Origin of the sequence: Ketobacter sp. GenoA1, assembly GCF_003671475.1 — a bacterium.
Classification (GTDB): Bacteria; Pseudomonadota; Gammaproteobacteria; order Pseudomonadales; family Ketobacteraceae; genus Ketobacter.
This window is the reverse complement of the sequence record NZ_RCHM01000045.1, coordinates 474,674-491,332: the sequence shown is the minus strand read 5'-3', so window position 1 is coordinate 491,332 and position 16,659 is coordinate 474,674. Positions and strand designations below refer to the sequence as shown.

Here is a 16,659-nt window from a genome sequence, read left to right as displayed (position 1 = left end):
AGCGGCTGAATTTATCCTGAACCACCACTTGTGTTCGATTCAGGTTGGATTCAGTTAACGGGCATTAGCATGGGTGATACGTTCAAACAAAGGAGATTTCCTTATGTGGTATAAAAAGAGCATCATCCCGGCAGCCGCGTTGCTGGTAGCGGCCTCCACCTTCAGTGCCAATCAGGCCTATGCCTTAAGCGATGACGAAGCCGCGGTATTGGTGGGCTTGGCGGTGGGAACCGTGGCTGCAGTGGCGGTCAAGCATCATCGGGATCACGATCGTTATGACCGCGAGTATCGCTATGAGCAGCGCTATCGTGACCGTTCCCATCACCATGGACACCGGCGGGCACCACAGCGGGTGGAGCACTATGTGATTCACAACCCGCCGCAATACGGTGGCCACCCCGGTAAACACAAAGGGCATTATAAACACCATGATCGCGATCACCGGCGACACGGGAGCCGGGGGTACGAGCGCAGCGGATATGAATACGAGTACGAGTACAAGAAACGGGTTCGATTTTAAGTAGACGCCTAATTTAAGTAGACGCTTTAACAGGAGACCACAGAAAGAGGGGGGAATATCAGTTCCCCCCTCTTTCTGTGTAGGCGCTGTACTCAGTCACATCAGGCTAATTCACATTCAGTGTTGAACATTCGGGGCATCGGAGAGCGAACAGCTTTGCTGATCCTGGGCAATGGCAACCAGATGGGTGCCGCCTGCTACCTTGCGCAAAGGCCGCTCTAATCGAAATCCAGCAGCTCATCCAGTATGGAGCCGCCGCCGTGACCCTGGTGGTAACCATAATGCTGGTATTCCACCAGCTCCGATGGCAGGTACTCCAGAAAATAACTGCTGCCGACACCCTGCACAAAGGAGCCACCGTGGAACAGGGTGCGGTTGTCGTCGCCGGAACGGGTGATGATCAGTTCGTTCTGGGCTCGGGTCAGCGCCACATACAGAATGCGGCGTTCCTCCTCTTCGGCGTCACGGTCACCCAGGCTGCGCATGTGCGGGTACATACCAGGCTGTACCCCCAGGCAGTAGCACACCGGGGCTTCGGTACCCTTGGCACTGTGCACCGTGATCAGGGTAACGCAGTCCTCCTGCTCGGTTTTTTCCGCCTCGGAGTTGGACACCGGATCCAGAGTATAGGCCTCCACAAAGCCCAGCAGATCCTTGTAGCGCAGTGCCAGTTCAGACAGCAAACGCAGGTCTGCCAACCGGCTTTCCCAGCGATCGTAACGCTGGGAAAGCGCTTTGCCCAGGTGTTCAGCACCGACCTTCAGCGCAGTATTCGGCTCAGAGCGATATTGCTGTATCAGGGCGATGCCCTGGCGCACGTCTTCCCGTTTGGCCAGTGCGGACTCCAGCACCTGCAGCGGGTTGGCGGCGGGTTCCAGCGCAATCAGTTGCTGTACGATCCTGGCGGCGGTGGCATCACCGATGCGGGGCCAGCACTTCAGATAACGCATCCATGCCAGCTCGTCATAGGCGCTGATGGCGGCGCGGCACAGGGACAATAGATCCTTTACATGAGCGGCTTCCAGCAGGCTGGTGCCACCGACAAACTGGTAGGGAATATTGCGCTCAATGAGGGCCCCCTCCAGTGTTTTCGCTGACCAGGCTGAGCGCACCAGCACCATGTGGTCACGCCAGCCGGCACCGGCTTCATGACGCTCCTGCAGATCAGCGGCGATCCAGGCCGCTTCGTCAAACTTGCTTTCAAAATCCACCAGCACGGGTTTCAGGCCGCGGCCGCGATGGGCGTGCAGATCCTTGTCGTAGGCAATGTGGGATTGCGCCAGCAGCCAGTTGGCAATGTCCAGAATCTCCTGGGTGCTGCGGTAATTCTCCTGCAGTTTCAGGGTGGCGGCGCTATCAAGGCGGGCTTCGAATTCGTGCACATTGCGGAAATCGGCACCCCGGAACGCGTAGATGGACTGCGCGTCGTCGCCCACGCAAAACAGTTTGGCGCCCGCTGTTCCGGGTTGGGTGAGGGCCTGCAGGATACGCCATTGCAGGGGGTTGGTGTCCTGCATTTCATCCACCAGCACGTGTTGGTAGAGTCCGGCGATGCGCTCGCGCAGCTTGTCATTGTTTTCAATGCCCTGCACAAATAAATGCAGGATATCATCGTAATCCAGGTAGTGGCGTTCCCGTTTACGCTGCTCATAGTGTTGGGCGATCTCTATGAGCCGGGCCATGGTGTTGTCGTCCAGTTCGGTGAACTGCAGCAGGTAATCCTGCAGGTCCAGGCAACAGTTCTTGGCGTAAGAGAGATAGTTGAGGATGGTGGCGGCTTTGGGGAAATCCCGCTTTTCACCTTTTTTCAGACGTTCGCCGCGAATCAGCTGCAACAGGCTCTGGGCATCGTCCCGGTCGATTACGGTACGTTCCTCGACGCCAAAGGGTTTGGGTACCCGGCGCATTACCTGCAGGCAAAAGTGATGGAAGGTGCCGGCGGTGATGCTGTCAGCCACGTTACCCACTTCATTGTGCAGACGCAGCAGCATCTCCTTGGCGGCGCGGCGGGTAAAGGTGAGCATTAACAGGCGCTCGGCGGGGGCGCCTTGTTGGATCAGAAACAGGATGCGGCCAATGATGGTGCGGGTTTTACCGGTGCCGGCACCGGCCAGCACCAGCAGATGGCGGGCGGAGCCTTGATAATGGGCGGCAGCGCTTTGTTCGGGATTCAGTTTCATGGGGGGATCATATCACAGGGTTTTAGGATAGCAGTGGCCAAGGCGGGTGGGCTGGGTATAATGCAGGCCGACAGGTAAGCTGGCCCGCCTGATCCGGTTTTAGCCGTTTAGTTCGTTCATTAGAAATTCCTCCATCAGAAAAGGATCTTGCATGTCTCACGGAGCCGATTCCCTTAAAAGTATTCTGTTTGCCCTGTGTGCCAACACCGCGATCGCCTTGGCCAAGCTGGCTGCGGCCCTGGTGACCGGTTCCGGCGCCATGCTGGCGGAGTCCATCCATTCATTCGCCGATGCGGGTAACCAGAGCCTGCTGATTCTGGGGCTGAAACGGGCCAAGATCCCGCCCAGTGAGGATTATCCACTGGGCTATGGCAAGTCCATTTACTTCTGGTCGTTTATCGTGGCGATCATCCTGTTCAGCCTGGGTGGGCTGTTCTCATTGTACGAGGGCTGGCACAAGCTCAGTCATCCGGAACCCCTGACCTATCCGCTGGTGGCCATCGGAGTGTTGCTGTTCGCCATCCTGGCGGAAGGCATTTCCATGTGGGGCTGCCTGCGGGAAGTGAACAAGGTGCGTGGCGGACGCTCTTACTGGCGCTGGTTCCGGGAGAGCCGGCAAAGCGAGCTGCTGGTGGTGTTCGGTGAGGACCTGGCGGCACTGGCGGGGCTGGTGTTTGCGCTGGTGGCGATTCTGGTGGCGCTGATCACCGGCAACCCCGTCTATGACGCTATTGGTACGCTGGTGATCGGCGTGTTGCTGCTTTTAATCGCCATTCTCATCGGCAATGAGGTGCGGTCGCTGCTGATCGGGCAGAGTGCAGATCCCCTGCACCGGCAACAGATGCAAACCTGGTTGGAACAGCGCCCCGAGATCGACAAACTGTTCAACCTGCTTACCATGCAGATGGGCAATGATCTGATGGTGGCAGTGAAAGCGCAGATGGTGGAAACGGGATCGCAGCAGGGGCTGGTGGAGGCCATTAACGGGTTGGAAGCGGAATTCCGGAAACAGTTTGCCGGTGTGCGCTGGCTTTTTTTCGAGCCTGACTGTCGGGATTAGGCGCCCCTGCAGCTGACCTGTCATGGGGTACAGGCCAAGGGGTTTACCAATCGGCCGGTGAAACCGTTATACTTTGGTGCTTGGCCGCAAGCGCTGAGCCGGGCTGCTGCCCACCTATAAAAATAAGGATGAAGTCGCGTGATCGCAGATAAACGAGCAGAGCACAAAGCGGATACCCGTGAAAAGCTGATTCTGGTTGCCATCAAAATGTTCGCTGAACAGGGCTTCAGCGGTGTTTCCATGCGCAACATCAACAGCGCGGCGGGCACCCGGAACTCCTCTGCAGTGCATTACCATTTCGGCAGTAAAATGGGCATTATTGAGGCCGTGATGGAGAAGCTTAATGCTCAACTGCGGCCCATCTTCGATCAGGTCACCGATAGCCTGGACGAGCGTGCCGCCGCCGGCAAATTAACGGCCGAAGACATCGCCATGGCAATACAGCTGCCGTTTTGGGTGCTGAACTGCACGCCGGAATACGGCCGTTATGCGGTGAAACTGAGTGCCCGCCTGATGCTGGAAGCCGATGCCGAGCTGAAAGTGCTCTACAATCGTTACCTGCACGAACCGGTGGGTCGCATCATGAGCCTGATGAGCCAGCTACAGCCGGAAAAAAATCCCCATCACCTGCGTTTTCAGATCGTACACTGTTTTATGTCCACTATCTCCGGTATGTCCACCATTGATCTCATGGATAACACACCGCTGGGGGACGTGCGCTTTGAACAGGATGTGGAGATGATGATGGTGTACGTCTTTCATGTGGCGCGGGGATTAGGGTGCGAGAATCCGGACTATGGCAGTTTTGATATGGTGTTCTGGTCGCAATTTTCTCACTACATCCAGATGGCGCCCGAAACGGCCACTGAACCCGACCCGGCCCTGACCGTGGCTCCGATCCCCTAAGCCTGCCAGCGCACAATGGCAGCACCACAATGACAGCCTCAGCCGATGGCTGATGAAGGAAGGCAGCGCTTGGTTAGAGCGTGCCTTCTTCTTCCTCGTCATTTTGTGTCTGTCCTTCGGGTACCCAACCCAGGCTGTTGCCATGGGTAGCCAGGATAAAGCTGCTCAGTTTTTCAATGGTGGGTAATTCATACAATACCGATATGGGGATATCCAGCTTCAACTGTTGCTTGATGCGGAACTTCATTTCAGTCACTTGCAGGCTGTGGCCCCCCAACTCGAAAAAGCTTTTCTGGGGGGCGATTTCCGTCACCTGCAGTAGGTCTTTCCAGATGTTGCGCAATTGATCTGACAGGCTGGGGCGTTGTGCCTGGTCGCTCTGGTGATCCTGTTTCAACAGGGCCAGCAGATCCCGTACCAGGAATTGTATCTGATCACGGCCCATTCTGGCGGCATCGTAATGGATGCTCAGGTCGATTCGCTGTACCTGCTCAATAATATGAATCTCAAACGGCGCCAGCATCAAGCCGGCATTGCAGTGGCGCACTGCCAGTACGTCCAGATCCGGTGCCTCTGCACCATCCACATCAAACCAGTGATAGTGCACCAGGGGCACGGGGGCCCCGGACTGACACAGGTGATGCGCCAGCTGTTCAGACACGGGTGAGAAACGGGTATGCAGGTTGGCGAACTGATTGGCGGCGTTGAATACCTGGCCTTCAAATTTCTGCGCCTGCATGGGCACGTAATAGGGAAAAAAGCCCAGCAGATTTTCAAAAGCGCTGTCTTTCAGGCTGGGATCCGAGAACCAGTAGGTAATGTCCTGGTGAGCAAGCCAGTTATGCAGGCAGCGGTTGATGGCATCACACAGCCACTGCTTGGCACTTTGCCCGCTGGGCAGGTGGGCCTCCAGAAACTCGGTATCCAGTTGCTCGGTATGCGTGTGACCGTCATAACACAGCGCGGTGCTTTCCAGCTCCTGCAGTGCTTTGGGGGCCAGGCGGGTCCACTCCTTGGTGAGGAACGGCTTATCCAATACCTGGCTCGACCAGTTGGCGAAGCCCTCCTGTGTACACTGGGCGGGCAGTTCAATCTGGTCAATGGGGGTGAACAGCATGGCCAGCAGTTGATTACCCAGGCGCAGCAGGGAATAGCCGTCCAGTAACAGCGGGTGGCAGGCTAAAAACAGATGGGATGCGGAGCCCTGCTGCACCAGCATCAGGATCAGTGCCTGGTGTTCACTATTGCGGCGTTGCAGCTGGGAGCGAATTTCCTCTATCTGGTCGCGGGCATCCGCAAGGCTGATATTGCCAAGCTGCACGGATTCGATGCTGACGCCATCGCCGGCTGTAAAGCGATTGCTATCCGGATTAAAACGCGCGCTGAGCATGGGGTAGGTGGCCTGCAATTGCTGCATTTTGTCCTGCAGATCGGTGACCGACAGGGCACCGGTAAACACCAGTTCTACCAGGCGGCTCTGGGAACGGCCGTCGATCCGCGACAGCAGGCATTGCTGATGGGGTGACAGTTGCAACGGGTCGGTTTGTCCGGGCGTGGAGGATGACACCGGACGCCGCGCGCTGTTGAGCTTCTTCTGACGGATTTTTTCAAACAACAGCTGTCGTTGTTCCGGACTGAGGTCGGCGAATTGAGACAGGGCGTTGTTGGAGGTCATGGTCGTACCTTTCATTGTCGTCAATTTTTATAATTCTTCTTGTTAACGATCATACTGCGGTGGCCTCTGGGATTGGCCGTTACCGACATGAGAATGTTCGCCTGGGAAAAGCCAGCATTATACGTCATACCAGTTTGGCCCAAGATTGTAATATATGGCCCTTCTTGAGCAGAAACTTGCGTATTTTTTTGTAATGGAACCCAATTGGTGTAACCAATGTGAATTAGTTGCCCATCTGATTCCATCATACTGAGAAAAGGAAACGCGATAGTAGAGTAATAGTGCAAAACTTTGTTCAACTAAGTAACAAAAGTTTACATTTTCCTGCGCAAAAAAAAGCCCTCCTGAAGGAGGGCTATAGGTAACCCAGTGCGAGGTGGGTTGAAAAAAGTTAATGTGGATCTGACCCATCAGTCCAGGAACGAGAAGTTTTCCTCTTTCATCTTCATCAGGGATTTGGGTGAAGCCATCATGCATTCCGCGTGCGCTTTGGCACGGGGTAGCAGTCGCTCAAAATAAAAGTCGGCAGTTTGAATCTTGGCTTTGTAAAATTCCGGATTGTCGGTGCCCTCTGCCAGTTTTTCATAGGCAGCCTGCGCCATCATGGCCCACATGTACGCCATGCTCACGTAACCGGAATACATGAGGTAATCCACGGAGGCAGCCCCCACCACGTCAAAGTTTTTGCGGGCCCGCATGGCCAGACGCACACTGTACTGCTGCCAGTTGGTGGTGTATTTGAACAGCGGCCAGATAAAGCGGTTCATTTCCTTTTTATGGGGGTTGCTGGAAATCAGACCGTTGTCTTTACAGAATTTCAGTACATCCAGCGAGAAGGTTTTCAGGGTTTTCATTTTGCCCAGCAGTACTTTCCGGCCCAGCAGGTCCAGCGCCTGAATACCGGTGGTACCTTCATATAGAGTGGCAATTCGGGTGTCCCGCACGATCTGTTCCATGCCCCATTCCTTGATATAACCGTGGCCACCGTAGACCTGCATGCCCAGGTTGGCCGCTTCATAACCGGTTTCGGTGAGGAATGCCTTCAGTATCGGGGTCAGGAAGCCCAGCTGGTCATCGGCCTCGTTGCGCACTGCTTCGGTTTCACCGAACAGCATGAAATCAGCGTACTTCGCGGCATAGTAGACCATGGCGCGGCCCCCTTCGGCGAAGGCCTTCTGGGTCAACAGCATACGGCGCACGTCGGCATGGCAGATGATGGGGTCGGCCACCTTGTCAGGATGCTTCTTGCCGCTCAGTGCGCGCATGGAGAGGCGATCCTTGGCATAGGGCAGGGCCCCCTGGTAAGAAAGCTCAGCGGCACCCAGACCCTGCAGGGAGGTGCCAACCCGGGCGGAGTTCATGAAGGTAAACATGCATTCCAGGCCCTTGTTCGGTGGCCCGATCAGGTAACCCTCGGCTTCTTCAAAGTTCATGACGCAGGTGGCGGAAGCACGGATGCCCATTTTGTGCTCGATGGAGCCACAAACCACATGGTTGAAATCCCCCAGATTGCCGGCGGGGTCACATTTCACTTTGGGCACGATGAAGAGGGAAATACCCTTGGTGCCCGCAGGTGCGTCCGGCAGGCGGGCCAGTACGATGTGGATAATGTTTTCGGCCATATCGTGATCACCGGAAGAGATGAAGATCTTGGTACCGGTAATGGCGTAGCTGCCGTCATCCTTGGGCACGGCCTTGGTTTTCAACTGGCCCAGGTCGGTGCCGCAGTGCGGCTCGGTGAGGCACATGGTTCCGGACCAGGTGCCTTCGCACATCTTGGGCAGGAAGTGGTGCTTTTGTTCTTCGGTGCCGTGCAGGTAAATGGTGTTCATGGCCCCCAGGCTCAGGCCCGGGTACATGCCCCAGGACCAGTTGGCCGTGCCGATCATCTCGGATTTCATGACACTGAGGGACAGGGGCATGCCCTGGCCGCCGAATTCCTCCGGATGGGACAGGCCCTGCCATCCACCCTGGCAGTATTGATCATAGGCTTCTTTGAAGCCCTTGGGAGTGGTGACCTTGCCATCTTCGAACTGACAGCCTTCCTGGTCCCCGGTCTGGTTCAATGGAGACAGCACCTGTTCACAAAACTTGGCGCATTCACCCAGAATGGCATCCACCATATCCGGTGTGGCGTTCTCAGCGCAGGGCAGTTTGCTGTAATGCTTTTGATAGTCCAGAACGTCGTTCATGACGAAGTTCATGTCACGTAAAGGCGCTTTATACTGAGGCATCGCACTGTTTCCTGTAAGGTAGCGGTTGAACCGAGAGTTATTTTCAGGTGCGCAAGTGTGCACCAAGGGCCTGGAATCGCCATTGGCACATTTGATTGCACCCGGTGTCACTTTGGCCAACACTCGTTTTAATGGGGTCATAATGGCTCGCTGAGAGCCCCGCCCGGTGCTTGGGTGTATAAAATTCAGACAGTTGGCGGTGCTTGAGACCTCTGTAAACAATAGTTCACTTAAGTGAGGAATTGTTATGAGCTTGAAAGCAGAACCCTGTGAAGCCTGCCGGGCAGATGCCCCAACGGTGTCCCGGGATGAGCGTTCGGATTTGCTGCAACAGATCCCGCAGTGGCGGATTGTCAGCGAGGCGGGCGTGGACAAGCTGCGGCGGGAATTCACGTTTGCGGATTTTGCGGCGGCACTGGCCTTTACCATTCGGGTGGGTGAGCTGGCGGAAACCGTCAATCATCATCCTGCCCTGCTGACCGAGTGGGGCAAGGTTACGGTGAGTTGGTGGAGCCACAAGCTTGGCGGCCTGCACCGCAACGATTTTCGCCTGGCCGCGAAAACCGATGAACTGCTGTGATCATTTAATGCTTTTGATGCTGTGGGTCGGATTCAGTTTGGCTGCATAGTTGGCAAGCCAGGTGAAAAACTCATTGGCCGGCATGGGGCGTGCAATATGGTAACCCTGGGCCAGATCACACCCCATTTCTTTTAGTTTGTTGAGTGTGTCTTCATCTTCGATGCCCTCGGCCACTACTTCCAGGCTCATGTTGTGACCCATGGTGAGTGTGGTGTGCACGATGACCTGATCATCGCTGTTCTTGGCCATCTCCATCACAAAGCTGCGATCGATTTTGATTTCATTGACCGGTAATTTTTTCAGGTAGGACAGTGAGGAGTAACCGGTGCCGAAATCATCAATAGATAGGCGAATGCCCACTGCACTCAGCTCCCCCATCACCCGCATGGCATCATCCGGGTTGTGCATCACGGCGGTTTCGGTCAGTTCCATGATTACTTTGTCCAGGGTGATATCGCACTCCTGGGCAATTTTACAGATCTGATCCTTGAAGTGGGGATCCTGCAGATTACGCGCCGAGATATTGATGGACAGGTTGATGTCATAACCCTGGTCAGACAGGCTCTTTTTAAAGGCAAATGCCTTGCGGCAGATCCAGTAAGTGAGGGGTTGAATGACGCCGGTGCGTTCCGCCAGGGGGATGAATTCATCCGGGGGAATAAAGCCGTATTCAGGGTGAATCCAACGTATAAGCACCTCGGCACCGGAAACCTGCAATGTATCCAGGCAGATTTGAGGCTGGAAATACAACTGCAGCGCGTCTTTCTCAATGGCGTTACGCAATTCACCCAGCAACGAAATGCGGCGTTGGTTGTAGGGATCGATTTCCTGGGAATAGATAGCAAATTTTTCGTTGGTGCTGCCGGCTGCTTCCAGGGCGATGTGGGCGTTGCGCAATAAATTTTCGCTGCTGCTGCCGTGAGCGGGATGAAAAGCAATGCCGGCGGTGGCGTCCACATCCAGCGTCAGGCCCTGATATTCGAATGGTTTCTCCATATCGCGCAGCAGGCTCAGCACCAAGGCATGTACCAGATCAGGATCCAGTTCCCGGACGATCAGCGCAAAGCTCACCCCCTCCACGTTGGCGACATAATTCAAACGGGCATCGGTGTCTTCGATGGGCACAATGCGCTGGATGCTCTGACTCAGTGAATTGAGGCGCTCTGTCAGCACATAGAGAATGGCATCACCGTTACTGTGGCCCAGGGTTTTATTGAACTCATGAAAATTATTGATGCTGAGCAGGATTACCGAAAATCCGGGTGTGTTGTCTTCCTGCAACAAGGAGTCCAGCGTGCTGCGCAGCAATGTGCGGTTGGGCAAGCCGGTGGTGCGACTGTGCAACGCCCGATGCATGAGCCGATCTTCAGCCTCTTTCAGACGCACAATGGCTTTGTGTTGCTCCTGCAATGCAGAGTACTTGGCTTTACGCTCGAAATTGATGCGATCTGCCAGCCCCAAAGAGAGCAACAGCATTTCGGCTGCGGAACCGGCCAGGATCGCATTGTTGGTGATGGCATTGGAAGGCAGCAGCCCCAGCAGTACCAGGGTGAACATGACGATGCCCACAATAAGCAAAGCCCAGGCCAGCAGGAAAAAGCCGGCAGGCCGCGAACCCTTGAGCCAGCAGTGAAATACAAACACCGGCATCACAAGGGTGATGATGGTGACATAGGTGGAAACCTGGCTGCTGAGGAAATAGTCGGTGCTCAGACGCAGCGCGCCCAGTATCAAGCCTACCGCCGCGAGACTGTTGATAACGGTGTTGATGTAGCGCCCGTACTGTTCGGTCTTAATAAAATGTTTGACGAACATCAGGCCGCTGACAGAGGCCATACAGGCAGAAAGCTGGGTGACGTATTCGTTAACCAGCGGCGCGCCGCTCCACAGCAACAGAAAACCAAAACCGGTAAACGTTTGAAAGGTAAGAAATGAAAATCCTATGTAGGCGATGTAGTAGAAGTACGCACGATTACCGACGGAGAAAAACAGGAACAGGTTGTACACCATCATGGCCAGCAATATGCCAAAGAATAACCCGAATACATGATTGTGGATCAGCTCTTTGTAGACGAAATGTAACGGTTGGGAGAGTTTCATAGGCAGCTGGACACTGCCCCCGGCACGTTTGGCATTAATGTAGATGTCGTATTCGCTGCCGGATTTCAGTTTCAATGGCTGGGCGAAAAAGCGGTGGGGCAGCATACGATCCATCATCGGCAGGGCATAGCCAATCTCGAAGTGCTGTTGTATGTCTCCGTTTTTTACCACAAAAATATCGAAGCGCTGCAGCAGGGGAAAAGCGGACTCCAGTACCCAGGTTTGGCTCAGTTCTTCATCGTCGGCCACAGTGACTTTGAAGTGTGCCCAGATGGAACTGTCGGTGTGCCCCAGGTTAATTACGTCCTCATTGGCGGGCGTAAATAAAATACTGTTATTTGTAGTGATTTCGTTAATGGTGAGTTGATCACCCTGATCCTCGAACATTTCGATGTGCTGGCGCTGCAGCTCAAGTTCTTCAACGTCCGGTGTCAGCTGAACGGCGGTAACCCCAAAACTGATGCTGCTGCTGCAGATCAGGCACAGGGCCAGTACTGCCCTAATCAGGTTATAGTGTTGAATCAAAACCAAAATTTGTTATCCGCGGTGCAAGGTGACAAAACATTCAATTCTAACTGGACTGTTGCATCCGGAGACGGTTGATGACAACCACATGTGAAGAATGACGGCCCACTGCTCAGTATAGTTCAAACTTGGCTCGCGCCATGGCTATCAGAGTGGAGAGATTAGAGGAGGCGGGCGCGTCAGGGTGGGCCGTCGGCTTCCTGACGCTTTTGAAGGGATTAAGTCCTGGGAGTCAAAAAACGGTGGCGATTAATCCTGGGCGCCGAATACCGATTCCAGTAACGGCTGATTGCGTTTCACCGCCTGTTTGTCGCCCTCGGGAGCCTGTTTGGCCGCTTTCAGTGCCTTGCTGCTTTCTTGCAGCATCTGCTCCATCATGGCCTTTTGTTCCGCCGGCATCATGCCGCTGGCCATCATGGATTGCACCTGTTTCAGCTGTTGCTCAACTTCCGCTTCGTTGCCGGCCATTTCATTGGCCATATAGGCTGTCATGATACGGTCACCGGTGGCAGACCATTTGTTCGGGTCGGAATAACCGTTGTCGTCCAGTACTTCAACCAGTGCGTTGTAGTGTTTGTTGGTGCGGGTTTGCTCCATCATCTGGCTGAAGACGCGGCTGTACTCGGTGCTCTGGGTGTTGGCATCCAGCTCGTCTTCAATGTGCTCCTTTTCGGCCCAACTGACGATGGCCTGATAGGCTTTGGTCCATTTCTGGATCTCGGCGTCGGTCAATCCTTCGGCCTGTGCCAGCGTAGCGGTGCAGCAAAGCAGAATGATACTCAGAATGTGGCGCATAATGGGTGTCCTTACTGAATGGGTGATGGGTAAAGATTATGCGTACTTGGGCACGGGCTGGAAAGTAATTCTGTCACTAAATCCGCAATGGGGGCGCAGACCATGGATCACAGCTGTGCCTGCGCCGCCGCCCTGATTTTGCCAACCATGGATTTGAGGCCATTGCCCCGGGTGGGGCTCAGGTGTTGGATCAGCTGGGTTTTACTGAAATAATCGTCCACATTGAAGTCGATGATTGCCTGCGGGCTGTGCTGATTGAAGGCCGCCATTACCATGGCCGCCAGGCCGCGCACAATGTGGGCGTCGCTGTCCACCAGAAACTGCAGGGTATTGTTGTCGGCGTTATAGTGGGCGCTGATCCAGACCTGGCTCTGGCAACCGTGAACGAAGTTGTCTGCGGTCTTCTGTTCCTCTGGCATGGCCGGGAGTTTTTTGCCCAGATCAATGATGTAGCGATAACGATCCTCCCAGTCATCAAAGAAGGCCAGGTCTTCGAGTATGTCGTCACTGGTAATGTCGGTGCCGAAGGGGTTGTCGTTCATGCCACTGCCTTGGATGTGAGGTTGGTGTGAATTAGAAAATGCCCAGCTCGAGTTGCGCTTCTTCGGATATTTTATCCCGTGACCAGGGCGGGTCAAACACCAGCTTGACGTCCACTTCGTCCACATTGGGGACTTTGTTGAGACGATAGCGTACATCGTTGGCCAGCACCTGGCCCATACCACAGGTGGGTGAGGTCAGGGTCATGGTGACGGTCACCAGATCGTGGCCCGCGGATTTTTCGCTGATGTCGACATCGTAAATCAGGCCCAGATCCACTATGTTCACCGGTATTTCCGGATCGTAGATGGTACGCAGGGTTTCCCAAACGTGTTCGGACAGCGGCGCGCCGGGTTCCACCTGGCCAAAGTCCAGTTCTTCAACCTCCAGCCCCAGTGCATCGGCATCGGTGCCATCCACCCGTGCCAGATTGCCTTTGAAGCTCACCGTATAATTGCCGCCACGGGCTTGTGTGATTGTAACGAAGGCATTTTTGGGCAGGGTGATGGGTGTGCCGGAGGGTACCGCCCGCGCCGGACAATCCCGCATCACGGGGACCATGCGCTGTTCAACGGAGGACGGCAGCATTACTTGGTCACCGAAAAGCTTTCCCCGCATCCACACTCTGAGGTGGCATTGGGGTTGCGGAATTGCAGAATGGCATTCAACCCCTGCTTGACGTAATCCAACTCCGTGCCCTGCAGCACCGGTAGGCTGTCCTGATCCACATAGACGGTCAACTCGGGGGAAGCCTGGATGATGAGATCATTTTCTGCCGGGGCGTCCACCAGTTCCATCTCGTACATGAAACCGGAGCAACCACTGGGCTTAACGGCAATCCGCACGGCTGTGGCTCCGTCTTTCCTGGCCACTTCTGCTGCCATGTGGGCAATGGCAGCCGGGGTCAGAGTGATGGAGTTTTCGGGAATAAATGTTTGAACGGTCATAGTGCTCTCACCCTATTCCTGTTGTGTCTCTTACAGTAAAAACGTTTTCGATTTTGCCAGCGCTGCAAAAAAGCGCTCCACGTCATCCTGCGTGTTATAAAACGCGAAGGACGCACGCACAGTGCCGGGAATGGCAAATTGATCCATAATCGGCATGGCACAGTGATGGCCGGTGCGCACCGCAATCCCTTGTTGATCCAGCAGGGTACCCAGATCATGTGGGTGTGCGCCTTCCAGCAGGAAGGAAAACACCCCAGCCTTGCTTTGTGCCCGGCCGATCAAGCGAATGTGGGGATCGTCGGCGGCCCGATCAAGGGTTGCCTGCAACAATTGGTGTTCATGGTTGGCCATCAGCTGGCGGTCAAACTGATTCAGATAGTCGATGGCCGCTGCCAGGCCGATGGCGCCACCGATATTGGGGGTGCCGGCTTCAAACTTGTAGGGCAACACATTGAAAGTGGTGCCATCGAACGACACTTTCTCAATCATCTCGCCGCCGGACTGGTAGGGCAGCATGGCTTCCAGCAGCTCTGTTTTACCATAGAGCACACCAATGCCGGTGGGGCCATAGACCTTGTGGCCGGAGAAAGCGTAAAAGTCGCAGTCCAGATCCTGTACGTCCACATTCCAGTGGGGGGTGGCCTGAGCGCCGTCCAGCAATACCCGCGCACCCACAGCATGAGCCTTGGCGACGATGCTTTTTACCGGGTTGATGGTACCCAGGGCATTGGAGACGTGCACCACGGACACCAGCTTGGTGTTTTCCGACAGCAGCGCCTCGAATGCAGCCAGGTCCAATTCGGCATCATCCGTAACCGGGATGACCTTGAGGTTGGCACCGGTCTGCTCTGCCACCAATTGCCAGGGCACGATGTTGGAGTGATGCTCCATGGCGGAGATAATAATGTCGTCACCGGGCTTGAGAAAGGCCCGACCGTAGCTGTGCGCCACCAGGTTGATGCTTTCGGTGGTGCCGCGGGTCCAGATAATCTGGTTGCTGCCCGGGGCGTTGATAAAGCGCTGCACGGTTTCCCGCGCCGCTTCGAACTCGCGGGTTGCCAGATCACTTAAGGTATGGGCACCGCGGTGCACATTGGAGTTAATGGTGGAGTAATAACGGGTCAACGCATCCAGCACCGCTTGGGGCTTCTGGGTGGTGGCGGCATTGTCCAGGTACACCAGTGGCTTGCCTTTCACTTCCTGCTGCAGGATAGGGAAGTCGGCCCGGATGGCATCGATATCAAAGCTGCGCATGCCGGTTACTCCAGGGACCATAGGTTGTTGAGTTTATCCACGTCATTGAAAAACTCTGCCAGCCGCTGGCGGGCCAGCTCAATGACGGCCCCATTGGGAAACTGCTCCACCATCTCATTCACAAAGCCCAGGCAGAGCATGGCTTCTGCGGTGGCGCGGTCAATACCCCGCGATTGAAAATAAAACAGGGATTTATCATCCAGTTTGCCAATGCTGGCACCGTGTGAGCACTTCACATCGTCGGCGTATATTTCCAGCTCCGGTTTGGTGTCCAGCTCTGCCTGTTTCGACAACAACAGATTTTTGCTGTTGAGGTGCGCTGCTGTTTTCTGTGCATGTTGGTGAATGTGTATGCGGCCATTGAATACGGCGCGGCTGCTGTCAGTGATGAAACCTTTGTACTCGGTGTCACTGTTGCAGTGCGGCGCAGCGTGTTCCAGGTTCAGATGGTTGTCGATATGCTGTTTGTGTTTACTGAGGAACACACCGTTAAGGCGGCAATAGGCATTGTTGCCGTTAAAACTCACATTGATATCATTGCGTTTCAAGGCACTGCCGAACGCCAGGGCATGTTGTTCGTAATGACTGCCCTGCGCCAATTTGATGTGCAGGCCGTTGATGTGGGTGAGGCTTTCGTGCTCCACCTGCAGGCGCGTATGCACCATGCGCGCATTGGGGTGCAGGCTGACTTCCATCATATGGTTGTGGAATACGTTGGTGGCCCCCAGGCTGTCGAACTGCTCAATCAGCTCCAGCGATGAACCGGCTTCGGCACACACCAGCACACGGCTTTGAGCCAGGCTGGTATCGGCTTCGGCGGTGCTCAGGTAAACCAGTTGAATGGCTTGCTGCACCTTGAAATCAGCGGGTGCGTGAATCAGCAGACCGTCGGCAACGCTGCTGTAGTTCAAGGTGGCAAAAATGTGCTCTTTGGGCTCGAACCCGGTGCCCAATTCAGCGTTGATCAAATCGCGCTGGGTGTCATTGGCATTGCTGAACAGGGTAATGATGCCCTGGTTTTCCAGATCGCTGAAACGGGACAGGCCGGGGGTAAAATGCCCATTGATAAACACCAGGCGACTGACATCGCCCAATGGGCCGATGCGGGTTTCTGCGGCGCCTGCGTCCACGTCCCCTGCTGCCTGGTTTGCCAGATAGGCATTGTTCAGCAAGGGGGTGAGCGGGGTGTATTTCCAGGCTTCGGTTTTGCGGGTGGGGATATCCAGGTCCGCAAAGGTCGCCCGGGCTTTCGCCGGCAGACTTAACCAGTCCAGTGAGGATTGGTGCTGCCAACTGTTCTGTGCCTGTTGTTTCAATTCGTTGGGTGTAATCATGACTGCTTG

At 55.1% G+C, this 16,659-nt stretch carries 14 protein-coding genes; 4 read left to right on the top strand and 10 right to left on the bottom strand.

Annotated features, from left to right (window positions below; translation table 11 throughout):
* Positions 1 to 103: 103 nt before the first annotated feature.
* A complete protein-coding gene (locus D9N13_RS22650; protein ID WP_290594254.1) occupies positions 104 to 520 on the top strand; it encodes a hypothetical protein in 417 nt (138 codons plus the stop codon).
* Positions 521 to 738: 218 nt separating this feature from the next.
* Here D9N13_RS22650 and D9N13_RS22645 read toward each other — a convergent pair whose 3' ends face one another.
* Positions 739 to 2,700 (bottom strand): ATP-dependent helicase, encoded by a 1,962-nt coding sequence (locus D9N13_RS22645; protein ID WP_290594253.1) that lies wholly within the window; start codon positions 2,698 to 2,700, stop codon positions 739 to 741.
* Positions 2,701 to 2,851: 151 nt separating this feature from the next.
* Between D9N13_RS22645 and D9N13_RS22640 the strand changes: the two genes are divergently transcribed.
* Positions 2,852 to 3,760, top strand: coding sequence for a cation diffusion facilitator family transporter (locus tag D9N13_RS22640; RefSeq protein WP_290594252.1), 909 nt, complete (start codon positions 2,852 to 2,854; stop codon positions 3,758 to 3,760).
* A gap of 138 nt (positions 3,761 to 3,898) precedes the next feature.
* On the top strand, positions 3,899 to 4,666 hold the full coding sequence (locus D9N13_RS22635; protein ID WP_290594251.1) for a TetR/AcrR family transcriptional regulator: 768 nt from the start codon (positions 3,899 to 3,901) through the stop codon (positions 4,664 to 4,666).
* A gap of 73 nt (positions 4,667 to 4,739) precedes the next feature.
* Here the strand turns inward: D9N13_RS22635 and D9N13_RS22630 are convergent, their stop codons facing one another.
* Together D9N13_RS22630 and D9N13_RS22625 are read right to left on the bottom strand one after the other, a co-directional pair.
* Entirely contained in the window at positions 4,740 to 6,341 is a 1,602-nt protein-coding gene (locus tag D9N13_RS22630) for a phosphopantetheine-binding protein (RefSeq protein ID WP_290594250.1), read from the bottom strand.
* Positions 6,342 to 6,751: 410 nt separating this feature from the next.
* Positions 6,752 to 8,575 carry an acyl-CoA dehydrogenase C-terminal domain-containing protein gene (locus tag D9N13_RS22625; RefSeq protein WP_290594249.1) on the bottom strand — a complete coding sequence of 608 codons (1,824 nt, stop codon included), beginning with the start codon at positions 8,573 to 8,575 and terminating at the stop codon, positions 6,752 to 6,754.
* A 247-nt stretch (positions 8,576 to 8,822) separates the two neighbouring features.
* Here D9N13_RS22625 and D9N13_RS22620 point away from each other — a divergent pair, with 247 nt between their 5' ends.
* On the top strand, positions 8,823 to 9,155 hold the full coding sequence (locus D9N13_RS22620; protein WP_290594248.1) for a 4a-hydroxytetrahydrobiopterin dehydratase: 333 nt from the start codon (positions 8,823 to 8,825) through the stop codon (positions 9,153 to 9,155).
* Here D9N13_RS22620 and D9N13_RS22615 read toward each other — a convergent pair whose 3' ends face one another.
* The 7 genes from D9N13_RS22615 to sufD form a co-directional block, all read right to left on the bottom strand.
* The gene (locus tag D9N13_RS22615; RefSeq protein WP_290594247.1) at positions 9,156 to 11,786 is read right to left on the bottom strand and encodes an EAL domain-containing protein; all 2,631 of its coding nucleotides are present in this window, start codon (positions 11,784 to 11,786) and stop codon (positions 9,156 to 9,158) included.
* Between the two features lie 243 nt (positions 11,787 to 12,029).
* Complete coding sequence (locus D9N13_RS22610) at positions 12,030 to 12,575, bottom strand: hypothetical protein (protein WP_290594246.1); 546 nt, start codon at positions 12,573 to 12,575, stop codon at positions 12,030 to 12,032.
* Between the two features lie 107 nt (positions 12,576 to 12,682).
* A complete protein-coding gene (locus D9N13_RS22605) occupies positions 12,683 to 13,117 on the bottom strand; it encodes a SufE family protein (protein WP_290594245.1) in 435 nt (144 codons plus the stop codon).
* 31 nt (positions 13,118 to 13,148) lie between these two features.
* The gene (gene sufT, locus D9N13_RS22600; protein WP_290594244.1) at positions 13,149 to 13,703 is read right to left on the bottom strand and encodes a putative Fe-S cluster assembly protein SufT; all 555 of its coding nucleotides are present in this window, start codon (positions 13,701 to 13,703) and stop codon (positions 13,149 to 13,151) included.
* On the bottom strand, positions 13,703 to 14,062 hold the full coding sequence (locus D9N13_RS22595; RefSeq protein ID WP_290594243.1) for a HesB/IscA family protein: 360 nt from the start codon (positions 14,060 to 14,062) through the stop codon (positions 13,703 to 13,705). Before D9N13_RS22595 ends, sufT begins: the two co-directional genes overlap by 1 nt.
* Before the next feature lie 30 nt (positions 14,063 to 14,092).
* A complete protein-coding gene (locus D9N13_RS22590) occupies positions 14,093 to 15,316 on the bottom strand; it encodes an aminotransferase class V-fold PLP-dependent enzyme (RefSeq protein WP_290594242.1) in 1,224 nt (407 codons plus the stop codon).
* Positions 15,317 to 15,321: 5 nt separating this feature from the next.
* On the bottom strand, positions 15,322 to 16,650 hold the full coding sequence (sufD, locus tag D9N13_RS22585; protein ID WP_290594241.1) for a Fe-S cluster assembly protein SufD: 1,329 nt from the start codon (positions 16,648 to 16,650) through the stop codon (positions 15,322 to 15,324).
* Between the last annotated feature and the right edge of the window lie 9 nt (positions 16,651 to 16,659).